This is a genomic window from Christiangramia aestuarii (genome assembly GCF_009735585.1).
GTDB lineage: Bacteria > Bacteroidota > Bacteroidia > Flavobacteriales > Flavobacteriaceae > Christiangramia > Christiangramia aestuarii.
In genome coordinates this window covers 633,137-654,623 of sequence record NZ_VJVW01000002.1, presented here as the reverse complement: position 1 = coordinate 654,623, position 21,487 = coordinate 633,137, and the positions used below count along the sequence as shown (strand labels likewise).

The following is a 21,487-nucleotide window of genomic DNA, read 5'->3' as shown; positions in this document are numbered from 1 at the left end:
TTGCCGGGCTTTTTGTTTAAGCGATTTTATTACCTGAAATTGATATTTAAAGAAGTCTCCGTAGCATTACCTTCATTGTTCAATTTTTCAATATACATGAAATCGAAAGCCAGTTCGGTCACATTTTCCTCACGGCATATTACGGTTTCAGTTTCTTCATCAAATTCATCTGCATCATTCACGACCATATTTCTACCTTTTGCTATATAAGCAGTTTTTAATGGTAATACAGCTCTGTATGTTGTGGTCTCTCCATCTTCAATAACTAGTAATTGTCCTTTATATTTAACGCTATAAGTACTGTTTCTTTCAATACATTCATTTGCAGATAGGAATAATCCGTTGGCATCATCAATATACAGTACCAGTGGATTTTCTATATTTAAATTGAATTCAGCCAGGTCATTAGGTAAAATCTTATAGTCACCAGATTCAAATATCGCGGCTACTACTACAACTCCACCGTCAAAATAGTGCGGGAAAAAAGCAAAAACACCTTGCTGAACTATAAATGCTCCTTTATTATTCTCTTTTTCCTTGAAATTTTGTGATTGGATACTGCTTTGAGATAGTTGATTAAATAATGGACTTTTAATGAATACGTTTGTGGCATTAATGAGGTCCCTGTTTACTTCGTTTTGGATCTTAATTTCCTGTGCATTGAAACTTTCCGGGGTTTCTGAACTTTCGCAGGCTACTAAAAAAAGTAAACCCAACAGAATTAGTTGTTTGATTGGTTTCATGATTTGTAAATTATAATTGTTAATGAAAAGTAGCAGGCAGGTGGTAAAATGAGTAGATTCTAAATATTAAGATAATTGCAAAACTTAGATAAGTATGAAATGTATTTATTAAAAGGAAATCTTTTTAGGGAACGGTTCAGTAAAGGGCTACTAAATTTCAAAAAAATGTTTCAGAGATTATTAGAGTTACTGGATATGAATAGAATAAACTTAAAATCGGGGTTTTAACTTATTTAATATCAGGTTTTTATTTTTTAAAATTGAATTTGGTTTAAGAACTATTCAATACCCTACTTTGAATAATCAGTTTGCATTCAATAAGATATCCTGCGTTATAATTGAAGGACATACTCTTCTGCTTAAAACACTTGCTCAAAAATTATCAAAGGATTTCCCTGAGATTGATCTTAAGGGGATGGCTAATTCAGGCCTAAGTGGATTTAAGAAGATTATTAAATATAAACCCCAGCTCGTTTTTCTCAATACTGAATTACCCGATATGACAGGTTTTGAAATGCTCAATAAACTGAATCGGACTGAATTTGAAACAATATTTATTAGCTCATCAAGTATCCATGCTATCCAGGCTATCCGATATAATGCTCTGGATTTTTTAATTCCTCCTTTTGAATTTCAGGAGCTAAATTCGGCCATAAATAGATTCAAAGAGAGGTGTCAAGAAAATATGTCGACTAAGGCTGAGTTAGGATCGGGTATGAAGATTGAGCAAAACACGCTCGATATCCTAAGTCTTAGAACTCAAAAAGGCATTGTTAATTTAAGGATCAGGGATATTCTTTTTTTGAAAGCAGAAAATAATTATACGAGTGTTTACTTAAGTAGCGGTAAAAAGGAGCTTTTTTCAAAGACCATCAAAGATTTCGAAAACCTTTTAAGTGATAAAGGATTTTTCAGGTGCCATAAATCATACCTGGTAAATCTGAAATTTCGAGATTCGAAATTTAGCAATAGATATTTTCAATTAAGTAGCGGAGATCAAATACCGGTTTCGAGAAGAAAGTATCCATCTTTGAAAGTTTGGGTGATGAGCAATAATGAAAATGAATGTTATTACTGAAATCTATTTGTAAATCTGTAATTGCTTTGAATTCCTCAAATGTGCCAATTAAAAAACTTCTTTTATTTAAAATCTGTTTTCAAATAAAGCCTCTCCACTTTCTCTCTGGCCCAGGGTGTTCTTCTTAGGAACTTCAAGCTGGATTTTACGGAAGGATTACTTTTAAAGCAATTGATATTGATGCGATCGGCGAGGCCATCCCATCCGTAATGAGCATGTAGCTTTTCCATAATGGTAGCAAGCTTTACTCCGTGAAGCGGATTATTTGGTTGCTCGTTCTTATTAATATTTTCGCTCATACTTTTGTTTTATGTCATTCCGAACGGAGTGAAGGAATCTCATTTGAGAAGCTGAAACGAGTTCAGCTTGACGTCTTCTAAAAATTAGATTTTTCCACTAGCATCATACTGAACCTGTTGCTTGATTTGTCAATTATCCCTTTTCAATTCTCAATCGAAACTAAATCTTTTTGACAAATTTGGTAAGGATCACGATCTGCTGTCCTTCAACTTTACCTTCTATCTGTTCGGCATTATCATGAACAAGGGAAACACGTCTTACGGCAGTTCCTCTTTTTGCGGTTAAACTTGAACCTTTTACATTAAGGTCTTTGGTTAGAACAACGGTATCTCCAGCTTCTATGATCGCCCCATTGCTGTCTTTATGTACAATTGAATTTTCAGCCTTTTCTTCCTGAATTCCGGCCTTCGCCCATTCCTTTACCTCATCTTCCATATACATCATATCCAGAAGGTCTTGCGGCCATCCTTCAGATCTCAATCTGTTCAGCATTCTCCAGGCCATCACCTGCACCGCGGGCACAGTACTCCACATAGAGTCATTTAAACAACGCCAGTGGTTAGGTTCAGCTTTTTCCGGATCTTCTACCTGGGTGTGGCAGATATCACAAATAAGAATTTCCTTAAGAAGTACCTGTTCAGGAGAATTAGGTATCTCGTAAACTTTAAGGGTTTCCTTGTTTCCACAGAGTTCACAGGAGGAATCACTGCGCTGTTTTAGGCTTTGTTCTAAGGTCATTTTTTTCTGAATTTGGCTGCAAAGATAGTTTAAACTCAGGCTATGAGTCTTATAAAGATCTAAGAATTAGATTTGATATACTCCATCACCCTTTTCTCAAGAATTGGTAAGGTCACAACCCCTTCTTCCAGGATTACTTCGTGGAATTTCCTAATATCGAAATCGGCTCCTAAAGCATCTTCCGCTTTCTTTCGCAGTTCACGGATCTTTAATTCTCCGATCTTGTATGAAACAGCCTGTCCCGGCCAGGAAATATAACGGTCTACTTCGGTATTGATCTCGTGAATGGAAAGCGCGGTGTTTTTTTTCATAAAATCAACAGCCTTGTCTCTGGTCCAGCCTTTTGCATGGATCCCCGTATCTACAACCAGTCGGCAGGCACGCCATTGTTCGTAAGTAAGCTTTCCGAAAACCTCGTAAGGATTACGATAAATTCCCATTTCTTCCGCCAGAAATTCTGAATATAATCCCCAGCCTTCACCAAAAGCGGAGATATAAAATCTTCTCCTGAATTCAGGAATTTCATCTCCAAGTTCATTGTTTAAGGAGATCTGTAAATGATGTCCCGGCACGGCTTCATGCGCCGTTAATGAGGGTAAAACATATTTTGGCCTGCTCGGCAGGTCGTATGTGTTTACCCAGTAATATCCTGGCTGAGTTTCATCTGAAGCTCCAATATATCTTCCGGTGGTGTACTTAGGAGCGATTGCCGCAGGAACTTCAGCAACGCCATAAGGCTTTCTTGGAAGTTTGGTGAAATATGCCGGCAATTTCGCATCGATACGTTTAGCGATATCCCTGGCGAACATGAGAAGTTCCTCAGGGGTTTCAGCATAGAATTGTTCATCTGTTCTCAGGAAGTCAAAGAATTCAGAAAAAGAACCTTTAAAACCGGTTTCGGCCATCACCTTTTTCATTTCGGTATTGATCCTTTGCACCTCGTTTAGTCCAATATTATGAACTTCATCGGCACTAAGGTCTAAAGTGGTGTAATATTCCAGTAGGTAATCGTAATATTCTTCTCCATTCGGGATTTCTGAAACGCCTAAAGCAGTCTTTGTTTTTGGATAATATTCGGTTTCAAAGAATTTTTTGATGCGTTTGAATTCAGGAATTACATTATTCGAGATCGCTTTTTCAGCAGCTGTTAAAACCGAATCTTTTTGCTTTTCAGATAAAGTTGCAGGCAGGTTTTCAAAAGGTTTATAGAAATAGCTGTCCTTATAATTATCCACGATCTGAGAGTCATAAGTATTCTGGTAACCTTCGAATATTACGAGTGGTTGGGTGATCCCTTCTTTTAAACCTTCTCGCAATAATTTAAAATGCTGATCTACATACTCTGGTATGGCGTTCAGTTTATTCAAATATGCCCTTACCTGCTCATAGTTGTTCAGATCACGAATTTGATAATTCAGGCTAAGGTGAAATCCGGAATCAGATAAAAGCGGATTGAGATAAGCTTTGAATTCATAAGTTTTCACTGTGTTCTTCAAGTCATATTTCAGAAGATCAGCAGATATTTTTTGAGATTCTGAAAGATCTGAATAATCCAGTTTCTTTATTTCTTTCAGCAGTTTTTCAGCAAATTCAGCTTCCTTTTTGTAATGTTCTTTAGTGTAAAGCCCAAGTGGATAATTTGAGCCTTTATATGGTTTGTGGTCCTGAAATTTCTTTATTACTGTTTCCAGGGCTAAAGAATCTTTTTGAGCGTAAACCGAGGCGGAAGAAAATATGAAAATAGCAAGAAGTGCCGGAAGCAATCGCATAAATAGAATTTTTCTTAAATATAAGAATTGTAAATTCTTTGGATTCTTATTCTTGTTATTTCGTCACCCTGAATTTATTTCAGGGTCTCAATTTCGGTTATTCGTTAGAAACTCGAGATTCTGAAACAAGTTCAGAATGACGTTCTTGGAAATTTTTAATAAATCAATTTCCCAGAATGCGTGCCCACAGTCTCGGAAGAAGGTTTTTAGCATCGGTCATTTCCTTTTCAGTTTCAGTCGCGGTAAGTTCACCATGCTCTCTGGCTAATTTGTAGCTGAAAATAAATTCGGAATCAGGATCTTCGATATCCATGTTGCCAAACCTGAGGTCATTGAAATAGAGATCTCCGTTCTTTTCTGAAAATGTATACCAGCCATCACTAATCTGGATCAATCTGTGCAAGTTGGGGTCATCAGCCAGTTCGCCAGCCAGGTCATAGTTTTTGGGTACGCTATAAAAATCTATTGGCTGCGTATCAAAAACAGAATAATTCCCGATAAGGAAGGATTCATCTGTTTCGATATTGGCAGTCCATAAAATCGAATTTAAAGGTGTTGGCCTGGTGTCCATTCTTTCATAAGTGATATTTTGCTCTTCCAGAGCGGCTTCAAATTTCTGAAATGTATAGAATTTTAATGCCGGAGTGATAACTAACAAATAAATACTGCTCACAATGAGCCCAAGCCGGTTATATTTTCTTCTTTTAGGATCTGTCCGGTTAAATCTCATGGCCATGATAAGAAAGAACAGGAATGGAAGGGTGTACAACGGATCTATTACAAAGATATTCTTGTAGGCAAGTCTCAGATCGAATGGCCAGAAAAGCTGGGTGCCCCAGGTAGTATGCGCATCGAGTAAGGGATGCGTGAACAAACCCCAGAACATTAACCAGGACCAGTTCTTCCAGGTAGCTTCAGAACTTGATTTGATCTTTGAGATGATCCAGCCAAATATCGGCGCAAAGAGGAGCGAAAAAACTATGGAATGGGAAAAACCACGATGAATTTCAATAGCCGTAATGGTATCGAAAAAGTTACCGACCAGCGTGTCGAGATCTGGAATGGTTCCGGCAATCGCTCCGTAGAGGATAGCCTTTTTACCAACTTTCTTACCGAGCACTGCTTCTCCAACAGCTGCTCCTAAAACGATCTGGGTTACTGAATCCATATTTGGTAAAGATAAGACGCTGAAATTATTTCAGGATGACGTTTAAATAATAAAAGTCGTCATGCTGAACTTGTTTCAGCATCTCATAATTCCTGAAACAGATCTTCTAAGTCTGGATTGGATTCTTTGATCAAATTCCACTTCCATTCCTTATGCCAATTTTTTAATTGCTTTTCTCTTGCAATGGCTTTATTAATTTCTGTGAATTCTTCAAAATAGAGTAAATCTTCAAGATTGTATTTTCGGCAAAAGTCTGAACCTATTTTATTTTTATGCTCAGTCATTCTTTTGATTAGTTCACTAGTTACTCCGATGTAAAGTACAGATCGGTTTTTGTTTGAAAGTATATAGATATAACTAGTTTTCATTTATTAAGATAAAGACCCTGAAACAAGTTCAGGGTGACGGGGGAATTAAATTAGATATGCGTCATGCTGAGCGCAGTCGAAGTATCAATTATGATATCATATTTCGGCTGCGCTCAATGTGACAAAAGTCATCGCGAACGTAATGAAGGGATCTCAGGCTAAAATTGCTCCAACCGAATTACCTCTTCGAACAGACCTCACAGGTTTTTGAAACCTGTGAGGTCTAATCAACTCAATCTTCCACTATCTTCATCTTTCTCAATAAAAACGAAGCATTCATATTCTGGCAAACACCATCTTTTAAATGATAATCAAAGTGAAGTTCATTGTTCACGATTTCAGCATCAAAATAGAAGTTCTTCACCTGCTCTAATTCCTGGCTTATCTCACATAAACTCAGATCATGCGTGGCAATGATCCCGGTAGAATTAGTACCTACCAGTCGCTGCACAAATTTCCTTGAACCTATCGCTTTATCGGTACTATTGGTTCCTTTCAGGATCTCATCCAGAATGATGAAATAATCTTCGGTCTGTATCTTATCGACGATAAATTTCAGCCTTTTTAATTCTGAAAAGAAATAAGATTCGTCATCGCCCAGGGAATCGCTGGTACGCATGCTGGTAATAAGTTTGGTAGGAGCATAGCTGCAAGATTCAGCACAAACCGGAAGACCGATATTTGCCATGACGATCTGCAGGGCAACCGTACGTAAGAATGTACTTTTCCCAGCCATATTCGCGCCGGTAATTATAAAGAACTGTTCACCATCGATCCTGAAATCGTTATTAATACGCTTTTGTGGATGCAATAATGGATGGCCTAAATTTTTCGCGGTAGTTCCTTGGCCTTTTTTCAGAATTTCAGGAAAATGATATGATTCGTGGTTAAAACTGAAATTCCCCAAGCTGTTATAAGCATCGGTCCTTTCTACAGCTTCGAACCAATGTTCCACGGCGGTGTGATGATGCTGAATCCATTTTTCCAGTCGGTAGCATTGTCTAAGATCCCAGAGGAAGAATCCGTTAGCGAAGATCCCAAAAAGGAAATTGTTTCGTTGATCCAGCGCATCTATTGCCCGGGAAAATTCCTTTAAAATGACGGAAGCTTTTTTAGATTCTGAAGTAATGGAATTCTTTACTTCTTGCATTAATGCCGATTCGAATTCTTCGGTTTCAAGGAAATCAAGCAACTGGTGATATTGCTGAAAAGTATCCTGCACCTTGCTTACAGTTCCAGACAGGTCATTGACCTTTTTCAGAAAAACTCCTGAAATAAGCACTCCAATGATAAACCATAACAGCACCTGGGAGCCTCCAATGATATCAAAATAGAATAGCGCCAGAACGGCAATGGATAATATTGAAAATACCGCCGGAAACCATTTCATGTATTTCGGCACGAAACTTTTGTAATTCTGTATCCAGTTGAGGATGAACTTGGAATCGGTTTCGGTTTTAACCAAAGTAGCCGTAGCGGAATAGTTCTGTCTCCAGTCGGCTTTTGAAGCCAGTTCTTTTATAGCTTCCTGTTTCTTTAGAATATCCTCGGTTTTATTCGCGAGTAGAATTCTAGCGAGCCTGGCCTTTCCTTCTTTTAATGCGGTTCTATTAAGAAACTGGAAGAAAGATTTTCTGCCGAAAAGGTCAATGTCTCGGGCATACTCGTGATCTTCGGGTTCAAACTTCTTTCCGTCAGGAAGGTCTGAGAAATCTCTTGTTTTAAGGATCCTTAGTTCCAGTTTATTGATATCGATCAAAGCCGCCAGCTTGTCCCGTTCTTTTTTCAGATCGGTATGTCTTGAAATTAGAAATATGAAAACAGCTATTAGAGCTATTACCAATGGCAACAGGACAGTAATATTTCCGAAGAAAAAATAAATTGAGGCGCAGATCGCCAGAAAGACTACTAACCTTAAGGTGCTTGAAAAAGCTAATTTCCTGGAGATCTGTTTTTTTAATTCGGAGTATTTCGCCTGTCGCGAGGAGTAAAATTCTTCAGCTTTTGTCATTATAAATCTTCAAGTTCCTTTTTCAGCTTTGCGGTGAGTCCGTTAACTACAAGTTCGTAAGAATGGTCGATCAATTCAAAAACCAGTTTTGGATCCAGCCGACCGTCCAGAACCAGGGTATTCCAGTGTTGTTTATTCATATGATAACCCGGCAGAATATTTTCTTCATATTCTTCCCGAAGTTCTATGGCCCGCTCTGGATCACATTTCAAATTTGCCCTGAGCGGCACCTCGTCCAGAGAAACGATAGAAAACATCTTACCCATTACCTTTAAAACGAGATTATCCGGACCAAAGGGAAGACCTTCGGTAACTCCTTTTTTTGCCAGGCAATAATCTCTGAATGTGTCGATGTTCATGGGCCCGTTATTGCAAGGAGATTTCTCACTACGTTCGAAATGACATTGGAAAATTTTGTCATTCCGATTCCGATGAAATCGGGAGAGGAATCTCTATTGGTTTTCAATCTTTTTATTTTCAGTATTTTCAATGGTCAGAGCTGTATAATCCAGTTTCCAGCCAATGGTTTCCACGATCTTTTCCATGAGAAGAATAGTATCCAAAGCTTCAGCTTTCGCTTTGTCCAGCAGTCCGCTTTGAGGGATCTTATCTACAATGGTCTTTTTTGCGTCACGGTTTATATCGGTTAGATCTGAAGTCGTAAACGGGTTCGCCCATCCTTCTCGTTTGTCGTAATATTTAAAATCTGTTTCAATAGTTAACAGTTCCGGCTGCGGAAAATTGGTAAGGATGATCTTTTTATTCTCATTGTCACTATCCATCCTGATCTTACTAAGGTCGAAACCTACATGTGCTTTAGCAGTTACCAGGACAATGGCCTTTTTCTTTCCGAGGATAAGACTTAGATATTTTTCTTTCAGATTTTCATAATGATAGATCTCAGAAAAATCACCTTCCACGGTAATGAATTTGCATACACTTTTGATCTTATCCATTAAAACAACAGATTGCTCACTGGTCTTCGATCTTGAGCGTTCCTTATTGAAAGCTGCGAAAATGAAGTATGCTACAATGGCGCCAACGGCCAATCCTATAAAGAGTAATTCCATATTATTTTCCTATTTCTCCCAGATGTGTAAATTTAAAGCCTTTTTCGAACTTTAATCCGTATCCAAGCAAGCGGTCAAAGCTGGAATGCGCAAACAAAATGATGCCGGCAACTTCCAGTTCCTGCAATTTAAGATAATATCCAGTTAAGCCAATGACAATCGCCAGACCTTTGTGATGAAAGATATTATAGAATAAAGCACCCCATTTATTATTAATAAGGTAGCCCAGCATTCCAACATCTGGCACGAAGAACAGACCAATGAACCACCACCAGCTGAGGTCCTGAAGGCTAAATGCCCAGATTCCCAGAAGGAGCATGGCAAGTTCTTCCAGTTTTAAGGTAATTTTCATCACTCAATAATTTTATACAATACCGGCTTGCAGGGAGCGGCGTCATTTTCAAAAGAAGCGGGTTGAAGATTTAAGAAGTAGTTCCCATCTTCGATCTTATTCGGTACATAGATCAATTCTGTAATTGTTGCATCAAACCTGGTGTTTTTAGGATAATCCCAGAAGGCTTTATGAGCCAGTAATTTTCCTTCATCTTTTTCCCTGTCCACTGAAGGTTGATCGGTCAACAAATGTTTGATACCTAATTCACGAATATAGGTCATGGCATCTTCCTCAATATATGGCCAGTTTGTATGCGAGTGATTTTTTGAGATCTTCCCAATATAATTTGGAAGTGTTCGTAGTGCCAGCGCTTCAGCATTAAAATCTTTCAGTTTCTTTTGTAACTGCTCTTTGGTAAAAACGAGGTCAGTTCCTTTTTTCTGAGGTTCAATGGAAATAAGTTCTGCCTTGAAAAAGTAGGTTTTCAGATGCTGCTGAATAGTATGTGTTTCGCTACTGATGTGGCCCACACATTCGGTATGCGTGGCATGAGCATGCGGATTAAACCAGATATTATTGAAATTCACCGAAGACCCCTTGCTCACCTTTCCAATAAAATCACCATCAATTACGGGTTCGATCTCCGGATGCTTTAAATACCAGGCCATCGGATTCTTATTATCTCCACGAAGACTGATGGAAATATCGAGTGGATGAGAGAGATCTATTTTATATGAATTGCCGTGATGGCTTATGTTCGCTAACATGTTGTTTGATTGGTCCTAACAAATGTAGTATTGTTAGTTGATAATTGACAATGGACAATTGAGATTTATCTCGATTTTGATAAAATCGTCAGGCTGTCCCGAAGACTTGGTATTTTCAGCACCTTATGGGGCCATAAGACTCCCGAATAATCTTGATAGTAATGATTGGTAAACAGCATGACGGTTCATTAGTCGATATAAAAAAGATCTGCTGCAATCCCGTCACTAAGAAATTTTCCTTTGGCGGTAATATGAAAAGTGTTTTCGATCTTTTCCATGAGTCCGTCATCCAGGAATTTACCGGTTTCCTTTAAAAAATGATCACGATATTTTTCTCCAAATTTCTGTTGGATATCATCTGTAAAAACTCCGAATTTGGTTCGGAGCCTGGTCATTACATATTCATTGTAAGAATCGGTAATGGAAAGTTTTTCGGTTTGCTGAGGTAAATTTCCGGCTTCAATGGCTTTTATATATAGGGTATTATTACTGATATTCCATTTTCTGGAAATACCATCATAGGAATGTGCTGATGGGCCAATTCCCAGGTAAGGTTTTCCCAGCCAGTAAGCCATGTTGTTTTGCGAATGATATCCGGGTTTTCCGTAATTCGAAAATTCATAATGCTCAAATCCGTTTGTGGTGAGCTTTTTCAGCAGAATATCGAATTGCTCCCGGTAGGTTTCATCTTCAACAGGCTTTACTTTTCCTTTTTCTATGAATTTTTCGAGGGCGGTTTTTGGTTCAACAGTTAACGCATAACTCGAAATATGTGGAATCTCAAGGCCTAAAGCAATATCCAGGTTTTCTATCCATTGTTCATTTGATTGCCCTGGAATCCCGTAGATAAGATCTATGCTGATATTTTCAAAATACTGCTTCGCTGTTTTCAAGGAACTCAATGCTTCTTCAGAATTATGAGCCCGGTTCATCAATTTAAGATCCTCCTCAAAAAATGATTGTACTCCGATACTCAGTCGATTCACCGGAGATGCTTCAAGCATTTTGATCACTTCTCCTGAAAGATCATCGGGATTTGCCTCCAGAGTGATCTCGGCATTTTCAGAAACATCGAAATGTTTAAAGATCGTTTTAAAGATCAGTTCTAATTCTTCTGAATTTAAAAGAGAAGGGGTTCCCCCACCAAAATAGATGGTTTTAATTTGCTGTCCTATCTCGTCCTTCCTAAGTTCCAGCTCCCTGCACAGCATTTCCACCAACTCGGTTTTCTTCTTCGTTGAGGTTGAAAAATGAAAATCACAGTAATGGCAAGCCTGTTTGCAAAAAGGAATATGTATATATATCCCAGCCATTATTTGACTTTATCAGGGTTTTGTTTGATAAAAGCATCCCATCCGGTGTAGCTTTTTCCTATTTCGGTCTTTCCGGAATTGTAGAAATGACAAACCGCGGCAGCAAGACCATCTGTAGCATCCAGATTTTTGGGAAGCTTACCAATATTCAGCTGACTCTGCAACATTTTTGCAACCTGTTCCTTACTGGCGTTCCCGTTTCCGGTGATCGCCATTTTTATCTTTTTCGGTAGGTATTCGGTAATAGGAATTTCCCTCGATAGTCCGGCGGCCATGGCAACACCCTGAGCCCGTCCCAGTTTTAGCATCGACTGAACGTTCTTTCCGAAGAAAGGAGCTTCAATGGCGATCTCATCGGGATGGTATGTATCGATAAGTTCAATAGTACGTTCAAAGATCAGTTTCAACTTTTTATAGTGATCACTGTATTTGCTCAGCTGGAGTTCATTCATCTGGATAAAACTCATCTTTTTATTCTCTACTTTAATGAGTCCGAAACCCATAATAGTTGTTCCTGGGTCGATACCAAGAATGATCCTTTCGCCTTTCAAAACTGATTTTTCCGAAGATTTGCTCACAAAAATTACCTAATTTGGGACTTTCACAAAGCTAAACAATTCTGCACTGCCAGCATCAAACTTATCGGTTATGCTTTTGCTGATCTTATTCGGACTCATAACAGCAGCCTACCTGGGGCTCATCATTTCATTCCTTTACGGGTGGAAGCGGTTGCCAGATCTAAAATTAAAAGTGTTGCCTGCTGAAAATACTTTTTCTATTGTCATTCCCTACCGGGATGAAGCCGAAAATCTACCAGCGCTTCTGAAATCGCTCTCCGGAATTAAATATCCTGCTGAAAAATATGAGATCCTTCTTGTTAATGATGCTTCCAGAGATAATTCCAGGGAGATCTGTGAAACTTTTCTGAAGGATTTTCCATTGCTGAATATCCGTTTGCTGGAAAATGAAAGGCAGACCAATTCTCCTAAAAAGGATGCGATCAAGACCGCGATAGAAAGTTCAAATTTTGAGTATATCGCTACTACCGATGCCGATTGTGTGATTCCCGCTAACTGGTTGCATTTTTTTGATGAAATGATCAGGGAGCATAATTCTGAAATGATCGCCGGGCCGGTTGGGTTTATTCAAAGAACGGGAGGAAAGAAACCATATTTTCAGAATTTTGAGGAAATGGATTTTATGAGTCTGCAGGCCTCTACTATTGGAGCTTTCGGGATCGAAAAGGCCTTTATGTGTAACGGGGCAAATCTTTGCTACAAGAAAGCCCTATTCAAAGAAGGATCAGGTTTCTCTGGAAATGAAAATCTGGCCAGCGGAGACGATGTGTTCCTGTTGCAGGATTTTCGAAAAAAAGGAAAAAAGGTAGCCTTTATAAAATCTGAAAAGGCTGCCGTTTTCACCAATTATCAAAAGAATCTCCATGGTCTTATCCAACAGCGCATTAGATGGGCAGCCAAAACATCTGCCTATACAAGCTTGTTTGCAAAATTTACCGGAGTCATTGTTTATTTGATGAACCTGTCCCTTATCATTTTTACGGTATTGGCTTTTATGGATCTGTTTTCTTTTCAGTATTTAATGCTGATCTTCCTCTTGAAATTCAACGCCGATTTTATGCTCATCTTTAAAGCAGCGAAATTTATGAACCGGGAGAGCTTAATGCGTCATTATTTCTGGTGCAGTATCGCTTATCCGTTTTTCAGTGTGTATGTTGCAAGTCTTTCGCTTTTTAAAGGTTATGAATGGAAGGGGAGAAGGTTTAATAGATAGTTGAGAATGATATTTCTTTACTACGTTAGAAATATCAAAATTAAATGAATAGTACTTCGTCATGCTGAACTTGTTTCAGCATCTTTTTTGAGACCCTGAAACAAGTTCAGGGTGACGTCAGCTTAAGAGAAGAAACTTAAAATTTTTAATTATGAATTATTACATACTTAATTACAAACTGGCAGATAATTATCTTCAAGACCGAGGTCAGTATAGAGCTGAACATCTCGGGATGGCCAAAGAAGCCGCGGAAAAAGGTAAACTTGTCCTGGGTGGAGCACTTTATGAACCGGCAGATGAGGCTTACCTTATCTTCCGCAGCGAAAATGAACAAACAGCAACTGCTTTCGCCAAGAATGATCCTTATGTGAAAAACGGACTGATCAAAGAATGGAAAGTTAGAAAATGGAATGCTGTGGTAGGGTCTAGAATTGAAGGTTGAGAATGAGATTTCTTACTTTTTCGAATTGAAAAAATCCAATAGTTGGGGCTTCGTCATGCTATCCCGATGCGTCGGGAGTTTCAGCATTTAAACTAAAGACCCTGAAACAAGTTCAGGGGTGATATTTCCAAAATAGACAATACTAAAATCTCTTTATATTCCAACTTCGTCTTTCCAATTTCGTACTTCAGTCTATTCTGCTTTAATCACTACAGGCATTTTGAAAACCGTGGAAACTGGAATTCCTCGTTTGCTGGCCGGGTAGATCTTCGGCAGGGAATCCATACTTTGTTGTAACCAGTCCTCGATCTGGGGTAATTGACTTGTAACGGTGGTGTCTACTTTAATGGAATCTATCTGCGGCTTACCTTCTTTGGTAATCTCCAGGTAGATGTATAGGGTGTCATTTATACTTTCGGTTACTACGGGTTGCTGATTGGCCAGGAAGGAGTAAATGGTGGTAGCCAGCTGCCTTTCAAAACAGCTCTTTGCCGCAGCAAGTCCGTTGGCATCCTGGCAATTTTCAAAAGCGGGATATTCGTCCACCTCTTTCCAGTTTAGGGATTTCGATTCCTGTTCGAGGACCTCTTCAGAAGAGATCTTCTTAGTCTCAAAATTGCAGGAAGTAAGTATTAAGATGGATACAAAAAGTAGAACTTTTTTCATTGGCAATCCGCTTTCGGATTCCAAAAATAGTGAAATATAGCAGCTTAGGAAAAAAATATGCTATTTGGCCAGATGTATTTCCTTTTTCAATTCGCTAATTCGATATTCGGCTACAGAAAGCATATCCTTTCTACCATTTTCAGCGTACTTTTTCACGAAATCCTGGTAAAGTTCAAGCACCGCATTTTTATCTTTAAAATGTGCATCGGCGGCAAGGGCTAGTTCGATCATGGCCCGTTCATTTTCAGGATTCTCTTCCAGTGCTTTTTGAAAGCTTATATAAGCACTTCTGAAATCTTCCTTGCGTTTATAAGCCAGTCCCAGGTTTACATATTCAGCATCTGCCGGTTGATTCTTAATGAATAAAGCCATCATAAAATGCTCCTGTGCTTTTCTGGTATCGTCCTTTTTTAAATAAAGAGCGCCTAGATTGGTGTGTACCATGCCGTTCATATTATCTAACTCCAGCATTTTGTTATAGGTCTCTATCGCCTTATCTGTCTGCCCCGATCTTCGATAGGCCGAGGCCAGTCTTTCCAGAATGAATTCTGAGCCTTCCCCCAGTTCAAGCAGTCTCTCAAATGGTTTGGTAGCTTCCTCAAACTGAAGGGTGGCGAGGTAGGACTGCCCGAGAATTGATAGCAAAGAGGCATTATTAGGCCTGGATCTTAAACCGGTACTGCTTAGTTGGATGGCATTATGAGGTTTTCTATGGGTTAGCTCATATTTGGCGGTTTTATATAAAGCTGCCTGATGCGTGGAGTCTAATCCCACCGTCTTAAAGAAGTAATCCATGGCCGAGCTGTCTTTTTTCTTCTCTTTAGCCAATCCAGTTCGGTAAATAAAACCTGCGTTGTCCGGATATTTTTCACCTAAACTACTGAAAAGGCTATCGGCCTCATCCAGATTTCCAGATTCCAGCAAGAGTTCTCCGTATTCCTGGGCAGCTAATACGAGAGAAGGGTTTAGTTCCAGAACTTTTTGATAGTTTTCGAGGGCCTGATCATTCTGCTCTATACTTTTCTGTATCTGGGCAAGCCGAAGGTATATCTTTCCCGTCTTAGATTCGGTTTGCTTTAACAGCTAAATTGCATCAGTATTTTTTCCAACTGCAGCAAGGCTATCGGCTACTTTTATCTGGTTCGATTGTGCACTGCTGAAAAGGCTCAGTAAAAGAAGAAGCTTAAATAATGATTTCATAGAAAATTTTTAATGATCAAAGGCCGGAAGCAGGTTCCGGCCTTTAAACTTAAATAATTGTAGTGTTTCTTATTCCGAAACCTGGAAAGCGATTGGCAGAGAATACATCACGCTAATTGGTTGTCCATTCTGTTCTCCTGGTGTCATATCAGGAATGCTGGAAATTACACGTTTAGCTTCTTCTTCCAGTTCTGGATGCGGAGCTCTTGCCTTTACATCGGTAATTTTACCGGTCTCGTCTATTCTGAACTGAACGATCACCCGGTTCATCCCTGTAAGTCCTAGTTTTTTGCCCAGGCTGGTGTCAAAGTTTTTATTGACGAAATTTGAAATTTCTCTCGACGTACAGGCTTTTCTGTTTTCTCCATCAAGTCCCGCGCAGCCTTCAAACGCCGGCACCTTTTCTATCACTGCAAAAGGAATTTTATCTCCATATTTCTCCAATCCCTTCTGGGCATTGGTTTCCTTTTCGCTGGAACTTAGACTTCCTTCCTCTTTCCTTTTTAAAAGGTTCATATAGATGGCTTTTTCAGTTTCTGAAAGATTTTCCTTTTCCTTCAGGGCTTCCAGTAATTGTTCCATTTGTTGATCTACGTCACTTGCCTGGGAATCATTTTGTGACAGGTTGTCCTCACTACAGGCCACATAAGTAACCAWGCTGAGCATTAAAGGAATTACTAATAGAAATTTGAACTTTGAAAGTTTTGAGGATCTGTTTTTTTGTAACATAATGATTCGTTTTTTGATTAATGAATGTTTGAAAAATTGATTTGTAAATGAGATGTCACGAGTATTAAAAGCAGTATTCAGCAACTGCTCGTAATAGGTTTTTTTGCCGGTGTTCTTTACAACTTCCTCATCTGCGATGAATTCATGTAGCCCGGCAATCCTGGCCTGGTAGACATAAATGAGCGGATTGAACCATAAAATGATCTTCAGGACCTCGAAAAAGATCAGGTCCAGGCTGTGCTTTTGTTTTACATGTACAAGTTCGTGAGATAGGATATGTTTGCGTTCATCTTCAGAAAGCTGGTCACCCAGGAAGATATTATTCAAAAAAGTAAAAGCCATATTAGAATTTGGAACCTCTATCATCCTGAAGTCCTTTTCTTCGTTAACTTTCCTAAACCTGAACATTTGGGAGAGCTTGGTGTACTTCCTCAGGAATAGAACGAAGCTGACCCCAAAACCTCCGAAATAAGTGAGCAGCCACCAGTTGATCTGATTATTTTCAGCATGTAAGGTAATCTCGGGAAGATTCTGAACCGGATGGTCGAAATTTCCCAATACTATGCCAGGTAGGTCCATTCTAAGTTGTTGTGGAACTGTCTCTGCCAGGAAATCTAATTTCAATAATGGCAAAACTAAGGCTATTAGAGGGGTGAGCAGGAGATAGAATCGGTTGTAATTGTAATAGGTTTCCTTTTTTAGAAATATCTCAAAAACCAGTAAAAATACTAGTTGAAATAATATTACCTGTATCGTATAATCAAGTATCATTTTTCCTCCTCTTTATCGATTTCTTTTAATATAGTCTCCAGCTCCTGGGTGCTCAGGTCGTTCTTTTTCATAAAAAAAGAAACCATGCTTTTAAAGGAGCCATTAAAGTAATTGTTCATTAATTGATTGATGCTTTGATTGCTGTAGGTCTCCTTCTCCAGCACAGGGAAATAGATATATCCCTTTCCTTTCTGGCGATGATCTACAAAACCTTTGCTCTCCAGAATCCTTACAATGGTAGAAACAGTATTGTATGCGGGTTTCGGCTCCGGCATATCTTCAATGATTCCGGCAACATTGGTCTCCTTTAATTTCCATAAGATCTGCATGATCTCCTCCTCGGCTTTGGTGAGTTGTTTCATTTTGATGATGAATTTGAAGCTAATATAAACTAAATAATTAGTTTAAACTAACATTTTAGTTATAAATTGATCTGAAGTTGATTATATTCGTGGAATGCCTTTCTTAGCTATTGGCAGGCTGACTTAATTATTAGAGAAGGAATTAAGCTTAGATATATAAAAATAAAATGGAAATAATATTATTAATAGTTGCAGGGATGTTTATGATTTTGGGGCTAATGGGCAGTTTTTTGCCGGTGCTTCCCGGGGTGCCACTTAGCTGGATAGGACTTTTAATATTTTATCTTATTCCCGGCGTGGGTATCAATTATTTATTTCTTGGCGTTACCCTGGCGGTAACTATACTTATATATGTATTGGACCTGGTGATCCCCGCCCTGGGTACTAAAAAATTTGGCGGCAGCCGTAAAGGAATGATCGGGGCTACGGTCGGGCTCATCGTTGGTATCTTTGCGCCCTTTCCTTTCGCTATCCTCATCTGCCCGTTTTTAGGGGCATTCGTAGGGGAGATCATGAATAAAAGTGATTCCAGGACTGCCGGAAAGGCTGCCTTCGGATCTTTCGTAGGATTACTTGCGTCAAGTTTTATGGAATTCATCGTCACCTTCGCTTTCCTGATCTTATTTCTTTACCAGGTATGGAATTACAAGGCTTTCCTATTCTAAACGCTCTCATTTTCAGAAACCTTTAAATAGCCTTACTTTTGCAAAAAAGAATAGGAATGTTGGATTTTATCGTTGTGGGTGCTGCACAGGCCGGATTAGCCATGGCTTATTATCTGCGGAAACAGGGAAAGGATTTCCTGGTTCTGGATAAGGAGTCTGAGATTGGCGCCTCCTGGCTTAACCGTTGGGATTCGCTTACTTTATTTACACCTTCTGAATTCAATAATATGCCGGGAATGGAATTTCCGGCAGAGAAAGGCCATTACCCTTCCAAGGTTGAGGTGGCGAAATATTTCAAGGATTACGCTGAAAAGTTCGAATTTCCCATACAGCTGAATACACTGGTAGAAAACATTGCTCATCATGATGATCATTTCGTGCTGAGGACCAGTGAAGGAATTATGAAAGCCAGGAATGTGGTAATTGCTACAGGGCCTTTTCATATTCCATACACTCCACCTTTTTCGAAAAAAATAGACGAAGATATCTTCCAGATTCATAGTAATTATTACAAGAACCCAGATCAGCTTAAAGAAGGAAAAGCCATGGTGGTAGGGGCGGGCGACAGCGGTTTCCAGATACTAGATGAAGTTTCTGAAGAGAACGGTCGTATGGTCTATTTTTCAGGAACTACAGATGTAAAGGTGCTTCCGCAGGAAATTTTAGGAAAAACCCTGTGGTGGTGGTTTACCAAATCGGGCTTCCTGAGTTTTAGCCGAGACACCTGGCTGGGAAGGAAGATCTCGAAATCCAGGCAACCGGTGATTGGTACCGATGTTAAGGCTATCCTGGAACGGGATAATGTAGAACCTGTAGGTAAGACCAAAAACGCCGAAGGAGAACTGGTGGTGACCGAAAAGAAAAAAATCAAAGACCTTAAGAATATCATCTGGGCTACTGGTTACCGACCTAATTTTAGCTGGATCGAAGGTCTGGAGCTTACCAAGGATGGGTATCCCGAACATTATCGCGGGGTAAGTAATATCGAAGGTCTTTACTTCATAGGTCTTCCCTGGCTGCATACTCGCGGCTCTGCTACCCTGGGTGGAATAAAAAAGGATGCGGAATATTTAGCAGATTATATTGAAAAGAATGTAAGTAACTAGGGAATAGTGGTTTAAAAATTCTTTTTTAAAGGAATATTACATAAATTTATAAGGGTATAGGTGGAAACTATACCCTTATTTTTTTCGTAAATATTAAATATGCGGCCTTTCTATTTTCTAATAATGACCTTTCTCTACTGGAACACAACTCCGGTAAATGCTCAATTCTACCAGACCACCAGTGCAGAGATCAGGTTTTTTTCCTCTGCACCAGTCGAGGATATCGAGGCAGTTTCAAAGGAGGGCATCGCGGTTTTAAATTCAGACAATGGAGAGATCTCTTTTAAGGTAATGATGAGGTCTTTCAAATTTGAAAAGTCACTCATGCAGGAACATTTTAACGAAAATTATGTGGAAAGCGAAAAATATCCTGCAGCCACTTTTAAAGGTGAAGCAAACAGTAAAATCGATCTCGATTCCAGTACGCCTCAGGAAGTGGTCTTCAAGGGAGATTTTAGTGTGCACGGGGTTAGCAGGCCCCGGGATATACCTGTTCGAATTACCGTCAAGAACAATGGCAAGGCTTTGAAACTGGAATCCCAGTTCGATGTTGCCTGTAAGGACCATGATATTAAGATTCCGAAAATTCTTTGGGAAAATATTGCTGAGGTTATAGAGGTAAGCGTGAATGCAGAATTTCAAATCATAACAAAATGAAAAAACTATTACTTATTCAATTTTTGCTTCTCTGTTCCATATTACAGGCACAGGACGTAGATAGTCTCATGGCAAATCTTTCCGAAGAGAAGGATTACCGGGTGCAGGCTACTTTTAAAAGTCCTAGGCTTGTACTGCTGCAAACCAATGAAACACAGAAGGCAAAAAATCTCGCTTTCTGGGTAGGTCACCGGTTTGGTGATATAGGGGGCGAATTTGGTGGCTCCAATACCTTGTTTGGTCTGGACATCGCTACAGATCTTTACCTGGGATTCGATTATGGGATCACAGATGCATTGACCGTAGGAATTGGAAGAAGTAAATTCAATGAGTCTTATAGTGGACTTGTAAAATACAGGCTGCTTTGGCAGGAAGAGGATTCAATGCCGCTTTCGGTTACCCTTTTTGGTCAGAGTAGCTGGATCACCCGGGAACCATTTTCACGGAACGAGTTCGATAAGGAATCAGACAGGATCTCTCATTTCTTTCAAGTGATCATAGCCAGAAAGTTCAGTCCGGGGGTCTCCTTTATGATCAACCCCGGATTTTTAATAAGACCTGAAGCTCAGGTCCAGGATATAGATGATTCAGATAATCTATTCGCCCTTGGGATCGGTGGGCGGGTGAAGATCTTTAAAAGAATTTCGATCATCGCCGATTATACTTTCGTAAATGGTCTTAGCCGGCCAGACGATCTGCAGACCGATTATTACAACCCTTTCGGGGTTGGAGTCGAAATTGAGACTGGAGGCCATGTGTTTGCTTTGAATTTCCAGAACTCGCAGGCGATCATCGCCAACAATTTTATTCCCAATACTACTAAAAGCTGGTCTGATGGTGGCGTTAGATTCGGCTTCATGATTTCCAGGAATTTTAATCTGGGGCCTAAAAAGATTGCTAATTAAGTAAAAGTGTAATTAAAATGTATAGTTATGAAAAGAGGTGAATTTTTAGTGAAAGGGGTTTTACTGGCTTGCTCAGGTGCGTGTGTATTGTCGGCCTGTAGTTCGAGCGACGATGGAGGAGGTACTCCAGATCCGCCAGGAAATGGAGGAGGGCCTACTACGGTATCTGTAAGCCTGTCTAACCTGGCGAATGTTGGTGACCAGTTCACCAGGAGCGGGGTGCTTTTCTTCCGAATTAGTGAAGGCAATTCTTCAGACGATTTTGTAGCTACCGAGGCTTTATGTCCCCATCAGGGAGGCGCATTGGTTTGGGTAGAAGATGAAGGTTATATAGAATGCCAGCTGCATTTTTCCCGTTACGAAGACGATGGTGATGTGATTCGCGGCCCACAGGGTGAATCTGGTAGTACCAGGAACCTAAGGGTTTATCCAACTAGTATAAGTGGAGGTAATATTACAGCCACCATTAGCTAGCAGAGGCTCAAGAATTTTTAGCTCAAAGCATCGGAGAGTCTCCGGTAGAAGGGTCTTTGC

General features: G+C 39.6%; 25 protein-coding genes. 8 read left to right on the top strand and 17 right to left on the bottom strand.

The features are described 5' to 3' along the window. Positions 1 to 29: 29 nt before the first annotated feature. A complete protein-coding gene (locus FLP08_RS06930) occupies positions 30 to 743 on the bottom strand; it encodes a hypothetical protein (RefSeq protein ID WP_156275334.1) in 714 nt (237 codons plus the stop codon). 295 nt (positions 744 to 1,038) lie between these two features. On the opposite strand from FLP08_RS06930, the gene FLP08_RS06925 reads away from it, so the two are divergent. Then, positions 1,039 to 1,821: a LytR/AlgR family response regulator transcription factor gene (locus FLP08_RS06925; RefSeq protein ID WP_156275332.1), complete on the top strand. Its 783-nt coding sequence runs from the start codon at positions 1,039 to 1,041 to the stop codon at positions 1,819 to 1,821. A gap of 62 nt (positions 1,822 to 1,883) precedes the next feature. Here FLP08_RS06925 and FLP08_RS06920 read toward each other — a convergent pair whose 3' ends face one another. The 12 genes from FLP08_RS06920 to ruvC all read right to left on the bottom strand — a co-directional run bounded on the left by FLP08_RS06920 (position 1,884) and on the right by ruvC (position 12,210). Next, a complete protein-coding gene (locus tag FLP08_RS06920) occupies positions 1,884 to 2,120 on the bottom strand; it encodes a VF530 family protein (RefSeq protein ID WP_156275330.1) in 237 nt (78 codons plus the stop codon). 160 nt (positions 2,121 to 2,280) lie between these two features. Next, entirely contained in the window at positions 2,281 to 2,859 is a 579-nt protein-coding gene (locus FLP08_RS06915) for a PhnA domain-containing protein (protein WP_156275328.1), read from the bottom strand. A gap of 59 nt (positions 2,860 to 2,918) precedes the next feature. Further along, positions 2,919 to 4,628, bottom strand: coding sequence for a DUF885 domain-containing protein (locus FLP08_RS06910; protein ID WP_156275326.1), 1,710 nt, complete (start codon positions 4,626 to 4,628; stop codon positions 2,919 to 2,921). 163 nt (positions 4,629 to 4,791) lie between these two features. Continuing rightward, a complete protein-coding gene (locus FLP08_RS06905; protein WP_156275324.1) occupies positions 4,792 to 5,796 on the bottom strand; it encodes a metal-dependent hydrolase in 1,005 nt (334 codons plus the stop codon). An 83-nt stretch (positions 5,797 to 5,879) separates the two neighbouring features. Then, positions 5,880 to 6,164, bottom strand: coding sequence for a GIY-YIG nuclease family protein (locus FLP08_RS06900; protein ID WP_156275322.1), 285 nt, complete (start codon positions 6,162 to 6,164; stop codon positions 5,880 to 5,882). Positions 6,165 to 6,396: 232 nt separating this feature from the next. After that, on the bottom strand, positions 6,397 to 8,175 hold the full coding sequence (locus FLP08_RS06895) for a MutS-related protein (protein ID WP_156275320.1): 1,779 nt from the start codon (positions 8,173 to 8,175) through the stop codon (positions 6,397 to 6,399). Further along, the gene (locus FLP08_RS06890) at positions 8,175 to 8,534 is read right to left on the bottom strand and encodes an MmcQ/YjbR family DNA-binding protein (protein WP_156275318.1); all 360 of its coding nucleotides are present in this window, start codon (positions 8,532 to 8,534) and stop codon (positions 8,175 to 8,177) included. The genes FLP08_RS06895 and FLP08_RS06890 overlap by 1 nt, the downstream gene beginning before the upstream one ends. A 93-nt stretch (positions 8,535 to 8,627) precedes the next feature. Continuing rightward, positions 8,628 to 9,245 carry a DUF4230 domain-containing protein gene (locus FLP08_RS06885; protein WP_156275316.1) on the bottom strand — a complete coding sequence of 206 codons (618 nt, stop codon included), beginning with the start codon at positions 9,243 to 9,245 and terminating at the stop codon, positions 8,628 to 8,630. A 1-nt stretch (position 9,246) separates the two neighbouring features. Then, positions 9,247 to 9,597: a DUF4260 domain-containing protein gene (locus FLP08_RS06880; protein WP_156275314.1), complete on the bottom strand. Its 351-nt coding sequence runs from the start codon at positions 9,595 to 9,597 to the stop codon at positions 9,247 to 9,249. Further along, positions 9,597 to 10,346 (bottom strand): cyclase family protein, encoded by a 750-nt coding sequence (locus FLP08_RS06875; RefSeq protein ID WP_156275313.1) that lies wholly within the window; start codon positions 10,344 to 10,346, stop codon positions 9,597 to 9,599. The genes FLP08_RS06880 and FLP08_RS06875 overlap by 1 nt, the downstream gene beginning before the upstream one ends. A 188-nt stretch (positions 10,347 to 10,534) precedes the next feature. Further along, on the bottom strand, positions 10,535 to 11,659 hold the full coding sequence (gene hemW / locus FLP08_RS06870; protein ID WP_156275312.1) for a radical SAM family heme chaperone HemW: 1,125 nt from the start codon (positions 11,657 to 11,659) through the stop codon (positions 10,535 to 10,537). Continuing rightward, positions 11,659 to 12,210 (bottom strand): crossover junction endodeoxyribonuclease RuvC, encoded by a 552-nt coding sequence (ruvC, locus tag FLP08_RS06865; RefSeq protein ID WP_108171254.1) that lies wholly within the window; start codon positions 12,208 to 12,210, stop codon positions 11,659 to 11,661. Before ruvC ends, hemW begins: the two co-directional genes overlap by 1 nt. A gap of 97 nt (positions 12,211 to 12,307) precedes the next feature. Here ruvC and FLP08_RS06860 point away from each other — a divergent pair, with 97 nt between their 5' ends. Together FLP08_RS06860 and FLP08_RS06855 are read left to right on the top strand one after the other, a co-directional pair. Then, on the top strand, positions 12,308 to 13,450 hold the full coding sequence (locus tag FLP08_RS06860; RefSeq protein ID WP_156275310.1) for a glycosyltransferase family 2 protein: 1,143 nt from the start codon (positions 12,308 to 12,310) through the stop codon (positions 13,448 to 13,450). 151 nt (positions 13,451 to 13,601) lie between these two features. Next, complete coding sequence (locus tag FLP08_RS06855) at positions 13,602 to 13,892, top strand: YciI-like protein (protein ID WP_156275309.1); 291 nt, start codon at positions 13,602 to 13,604, stop codon at positions 13,890 to 13,892. A 192-nt stretch (positions 13,893 to 14,084) separates the two neighbouring features. Here the strand turns inward: FLP08_RS06855 and FLP08_RS06850 are convergent, their stop codons facing one another. The 4 genes from FLP08_RS06850 to FLP08_RS06835 all read right to left on the bottom strand — a co-directional run bounded on the left by FLP08_RS06850 (position 14,085) and on the right by FLP08_RS06835 (position 17,620). Next, positions 14,085 to 14,558: a hypothetical protein gene (locus FLP08_RS06850; protein WP_156275308.1), complete on the bottom strand. Its 474-nt coding sequence runs from the start codon at positions 14,556 to 14,558 to the stop codon at positions 14,085 to 14,087. A 60-nt stretch (positions 14,559 to 14,618) separates the two neighbouring features. After that, a complete protein-coding gene (locus FLP08_RS06845) occupies positions 14,619 to 15,608 on the bottom strand; it encodes a tetratricopeptide repeat protein (protein WP_341484994.1) in 990 nt (329 codons plus the stop codon). 219 nt (positions 15,609 to 15,827) lie between these two features. Further along, positions 15,828 to 17,258 (bottom strand): M56 family metallopeptidase, encoded by a 1,431-nt coding sequence (locus tag FLP08_RS06840; RefSeq protein ID WP_156275305.1) that lies wholly within the window; start codon positions 17,256 to 17,258, stop codon positions 15,828 to 15,830. Further along, positions 17,255 to 17,620 (bottom strand): BlaI/MecI/CopY family transcriptional regulator, encoded by a 366-nt coding sequence (locus tag FLP08_RS06835; RefSeq protein ID WP_156275303.1) that lies wholly within the window; start codon positions 17,618 to 17,620, stop codon positions 17,255 to 17,257. Before FLP08_RS06835 ends, FLP08_RS06840 begins: the two co-directional genes overlap by 4 nt. Before the next feature lie 167 nt (positions 17,621 to 17,787). Here FLP08_RS06835 and FLP08_RS06830 point away from each other — a divergent pair, with 167 nt between their 5' ends. The 5 genes from FLP08_RS06830 to FLP08_RS06810 all read left to right on the top strand — a co-directional run bounded on the left by FLP08_RS06830 (position 17,788) and on the right by FLP08_RS06810 (position 21,427). After that, positions 17,788 to 18,285 carry a DUF456 domain-containing protein gene (locus FLP08_RS06830; RefSeq protein WP_156275301.1) on the top strand — a complete coding sequence of 166 codons (498 nt, stop codon included), beginning with the start codon at positions 17,788 to 17,790 and terminating at the stop codon, positions 18,283 to 18,285. Positions 18,286 to 18,341: 56 nt separating this feature from the next. Next, a complete protein-coding gene (locus FLP08_RS06825; protein WP_156275299.1) occupies positions 18,342 to 19,391 on the top strand; it encodes a flavin-containing monooxygenase in 1,050 nt (349 codons plus the stop codon). A 123-nt stretch (positions 19,392 to 19,514) separates the two neighbouring features. Then, positions 19,515 to 20,048: a YceI family protein gene (locus FLP08_RS06820; protein ID WP_162430966.1), complete on the top strand. Its 534-nt coding sequence runs from the start codon at positions 19,515 to 19,517 to the stop codon at positions 20,046 to 20,048. Next, positions 20,045 to 20,953 (top strand): DUF5777 family beta-barrel protein, encoded by a 909-nt coding sequence (locus tag FLP08_RS06815; RefSeq protein WP_156275295.1) that lies wholly within the window; start codon positions 20,045 to 20,047, stop codon positions 20,951 to 20,953. The genes FLP08_RS06820 and FLP08_RS06815 overlap by 4 nt, the downstream gene beginning before the upstream one ends. Before the next feature lie 27 nt (positions 20,954 to 20,980). Continuing rightward, positions 20,981 to 21,427 carry a QcrA and Rieske domain-containing protein gene (locus FLP08_RS06810; RefSeq protein WP_156275294.1) on the top strand — a complete coding sequence of 149 codons (447 nt, stop codon included), beginning with the start codon at positions 20,981 to 20,983 and terminating at the stop codon, positions 21,425 to 21,427. Positions 21,428 to 21,487: the final 60 nt, after the last annotated feature.

What these genes read in the sequence shown, in the direction of transcription:
- FLP08_RS06930 (WP_156275334.1), bottom strand. Translation starts at nt 743, where the DNA reads ATGAAACCAATCAAACAACTAATTCTGTTGGGTTTACTTTTTTTAGTA.
- FLP08_RS06920 (WP_156275330.1), bottom strand. Translation starts at nt 2,120, where the DNA reads ATGAGCGAAAATATTAATAAGAACGAGCAACCAAATAATCCGCTTCAC.
- FLP08_RS06915 (WP_156275328.1), bottom strand. Translation starts at nt 2,859, where the DNA reads ATGACCTTAGAACAAAGCCTAAAACAGCGCAGTGATTCCTCCTGTGAA.
- FLP08_RS06910 (WP_156275326.1), bottom strand. Translation starts at nt 4,628, where the DNA reads ATGCGATTGCTTCCGGCACTTCTTGCTATTTTCATATTTTCTTCCGCC.
- FLP08_RS06905 (WP_156275324.1), bottom strand. Translation starts at nt 5,796, where the DNA reads ATGGATTCAGTAACCCAGATCGTTTTAGGAGCAGCTGTTGGAGAAGCA.
- FLP08_RS06900 (WP_156275322.1), bottom strand. Translation starts at nt 6,164, where the DNA reads ATGAAAACTAGTTATATCTATATACTTTCAAACAAAAACCGATCTGTA.
- FLP08_RS06895 (WP_156275320.1), bottom strand. Translation starts at nt 8,175, where the DNA reads ATGACAAAAGCTGAAGAATTTTACTCCTCGCGACAGGCGAAATACTCC.
- FLP08_RS06890 (WP_156275318.1), bottom strand. Translation starts at nt 8,534, where the DNA reads ATGAACATCGACACATTCAGAGATTATTGCCTGGCAAAAAAAGGAGTT.
- FLP08_RS06885 (WP_156275316.1), bottom strand. Translation starts at nt 9,245, where the DNA reads ATGGAATTACTCTTTATAGGATTGGCCGTTGGCGCCATTGTAGCATAC.
- FLP08_RS06880 (WP_156275314.1), bottom strand. Translation starts at nt 9,597, where the DNA reads ATGAAAATTACCTTAAAACTGGAAGAACTTGCCATGCTCCTTCTGGGA.
- FLP08_RS06875 (WP_156275313.1), bottom strand. Translation starts at nt 10,346, where the DNA reads ATGTTAGCGAACATAAGCCATCACGGCAATTCATATAAAATAGATCTC.
- hemW (WP_156275312.1), bottom strand. Translation starts at nt 11,659, where the DNA reads ATGGCTGGGATATATATACATATTCCTTTTTGCAAACAGGCTTGCCAT.
- FLP08_RS06860 (WP_156275310.1), top strand. Translation starts at nt 12,308, where the DNA reads ATGCTTTTGCTGATCTTATTCGGACTCATAACAGCAGCCTACCTGGGG.
- FLP08_RS06855 (WP_156275309.1), top strand. Translation starts at nt 13,602, where the DNA reads ATGAATTATTACATACTTAATTACAAACTGGCAGATAATTATCTTCAA.
- FLP08_RS06850 (WP_156275308.1), bottom strand. Translation starts at nt 14,558, where the DNA reads ATGAAAAAAGTTCTACTTTTTGTATCCATCTTAATACTTACTTCCTGC.
- FLP08_RS06835 (WP_156275303.1), bottom strand. Translation starts at nt 17,620, where the DNA reads ATGAAACAACTCACCAAAGCCGAGGAGGAGATCATGCAGATCTTATGG.
- FLP08_RS06830 (WP_156275301.1), top strand. Translation starts at nt 17,788, where the DNA reads ATGGAAATAATATTATTAATAGTTGCAGGGATGTTTATGATTTTGGGG.
- FLP08_RS06825 (WP_156275299.1), top strand. Translation starts at nt 18,342, where the DNA reads ATGTTGGATTTTATCGTTGTGGGTGCTGCACAGGCCGGATTAGCCATG.
- FLP08_RS06820 (WP_162430966.1), top strand. Translation starts at nt 19,515, where the DNA reads ATGACCTTTCTCTACTGGAACACAACTCCGGTAAATGCTCAATTCTAC.
- FLP08_RS06815 (WP_156275295.1), top strand. Translation starts at nt 20,045, where the DNA reads ATGAAAAAACTATTACTTATTCAATTTTTGCTTCTCTGTTCCATATTA.
- FLP08_RS06810 (WP_156275294.1), top strand. Translation starts at nt 20,981, where the DNA reads ATGAAAAGAGGTGAATTTTTAGTGAAAGGGGTTTTACTGGCTTGCTCA.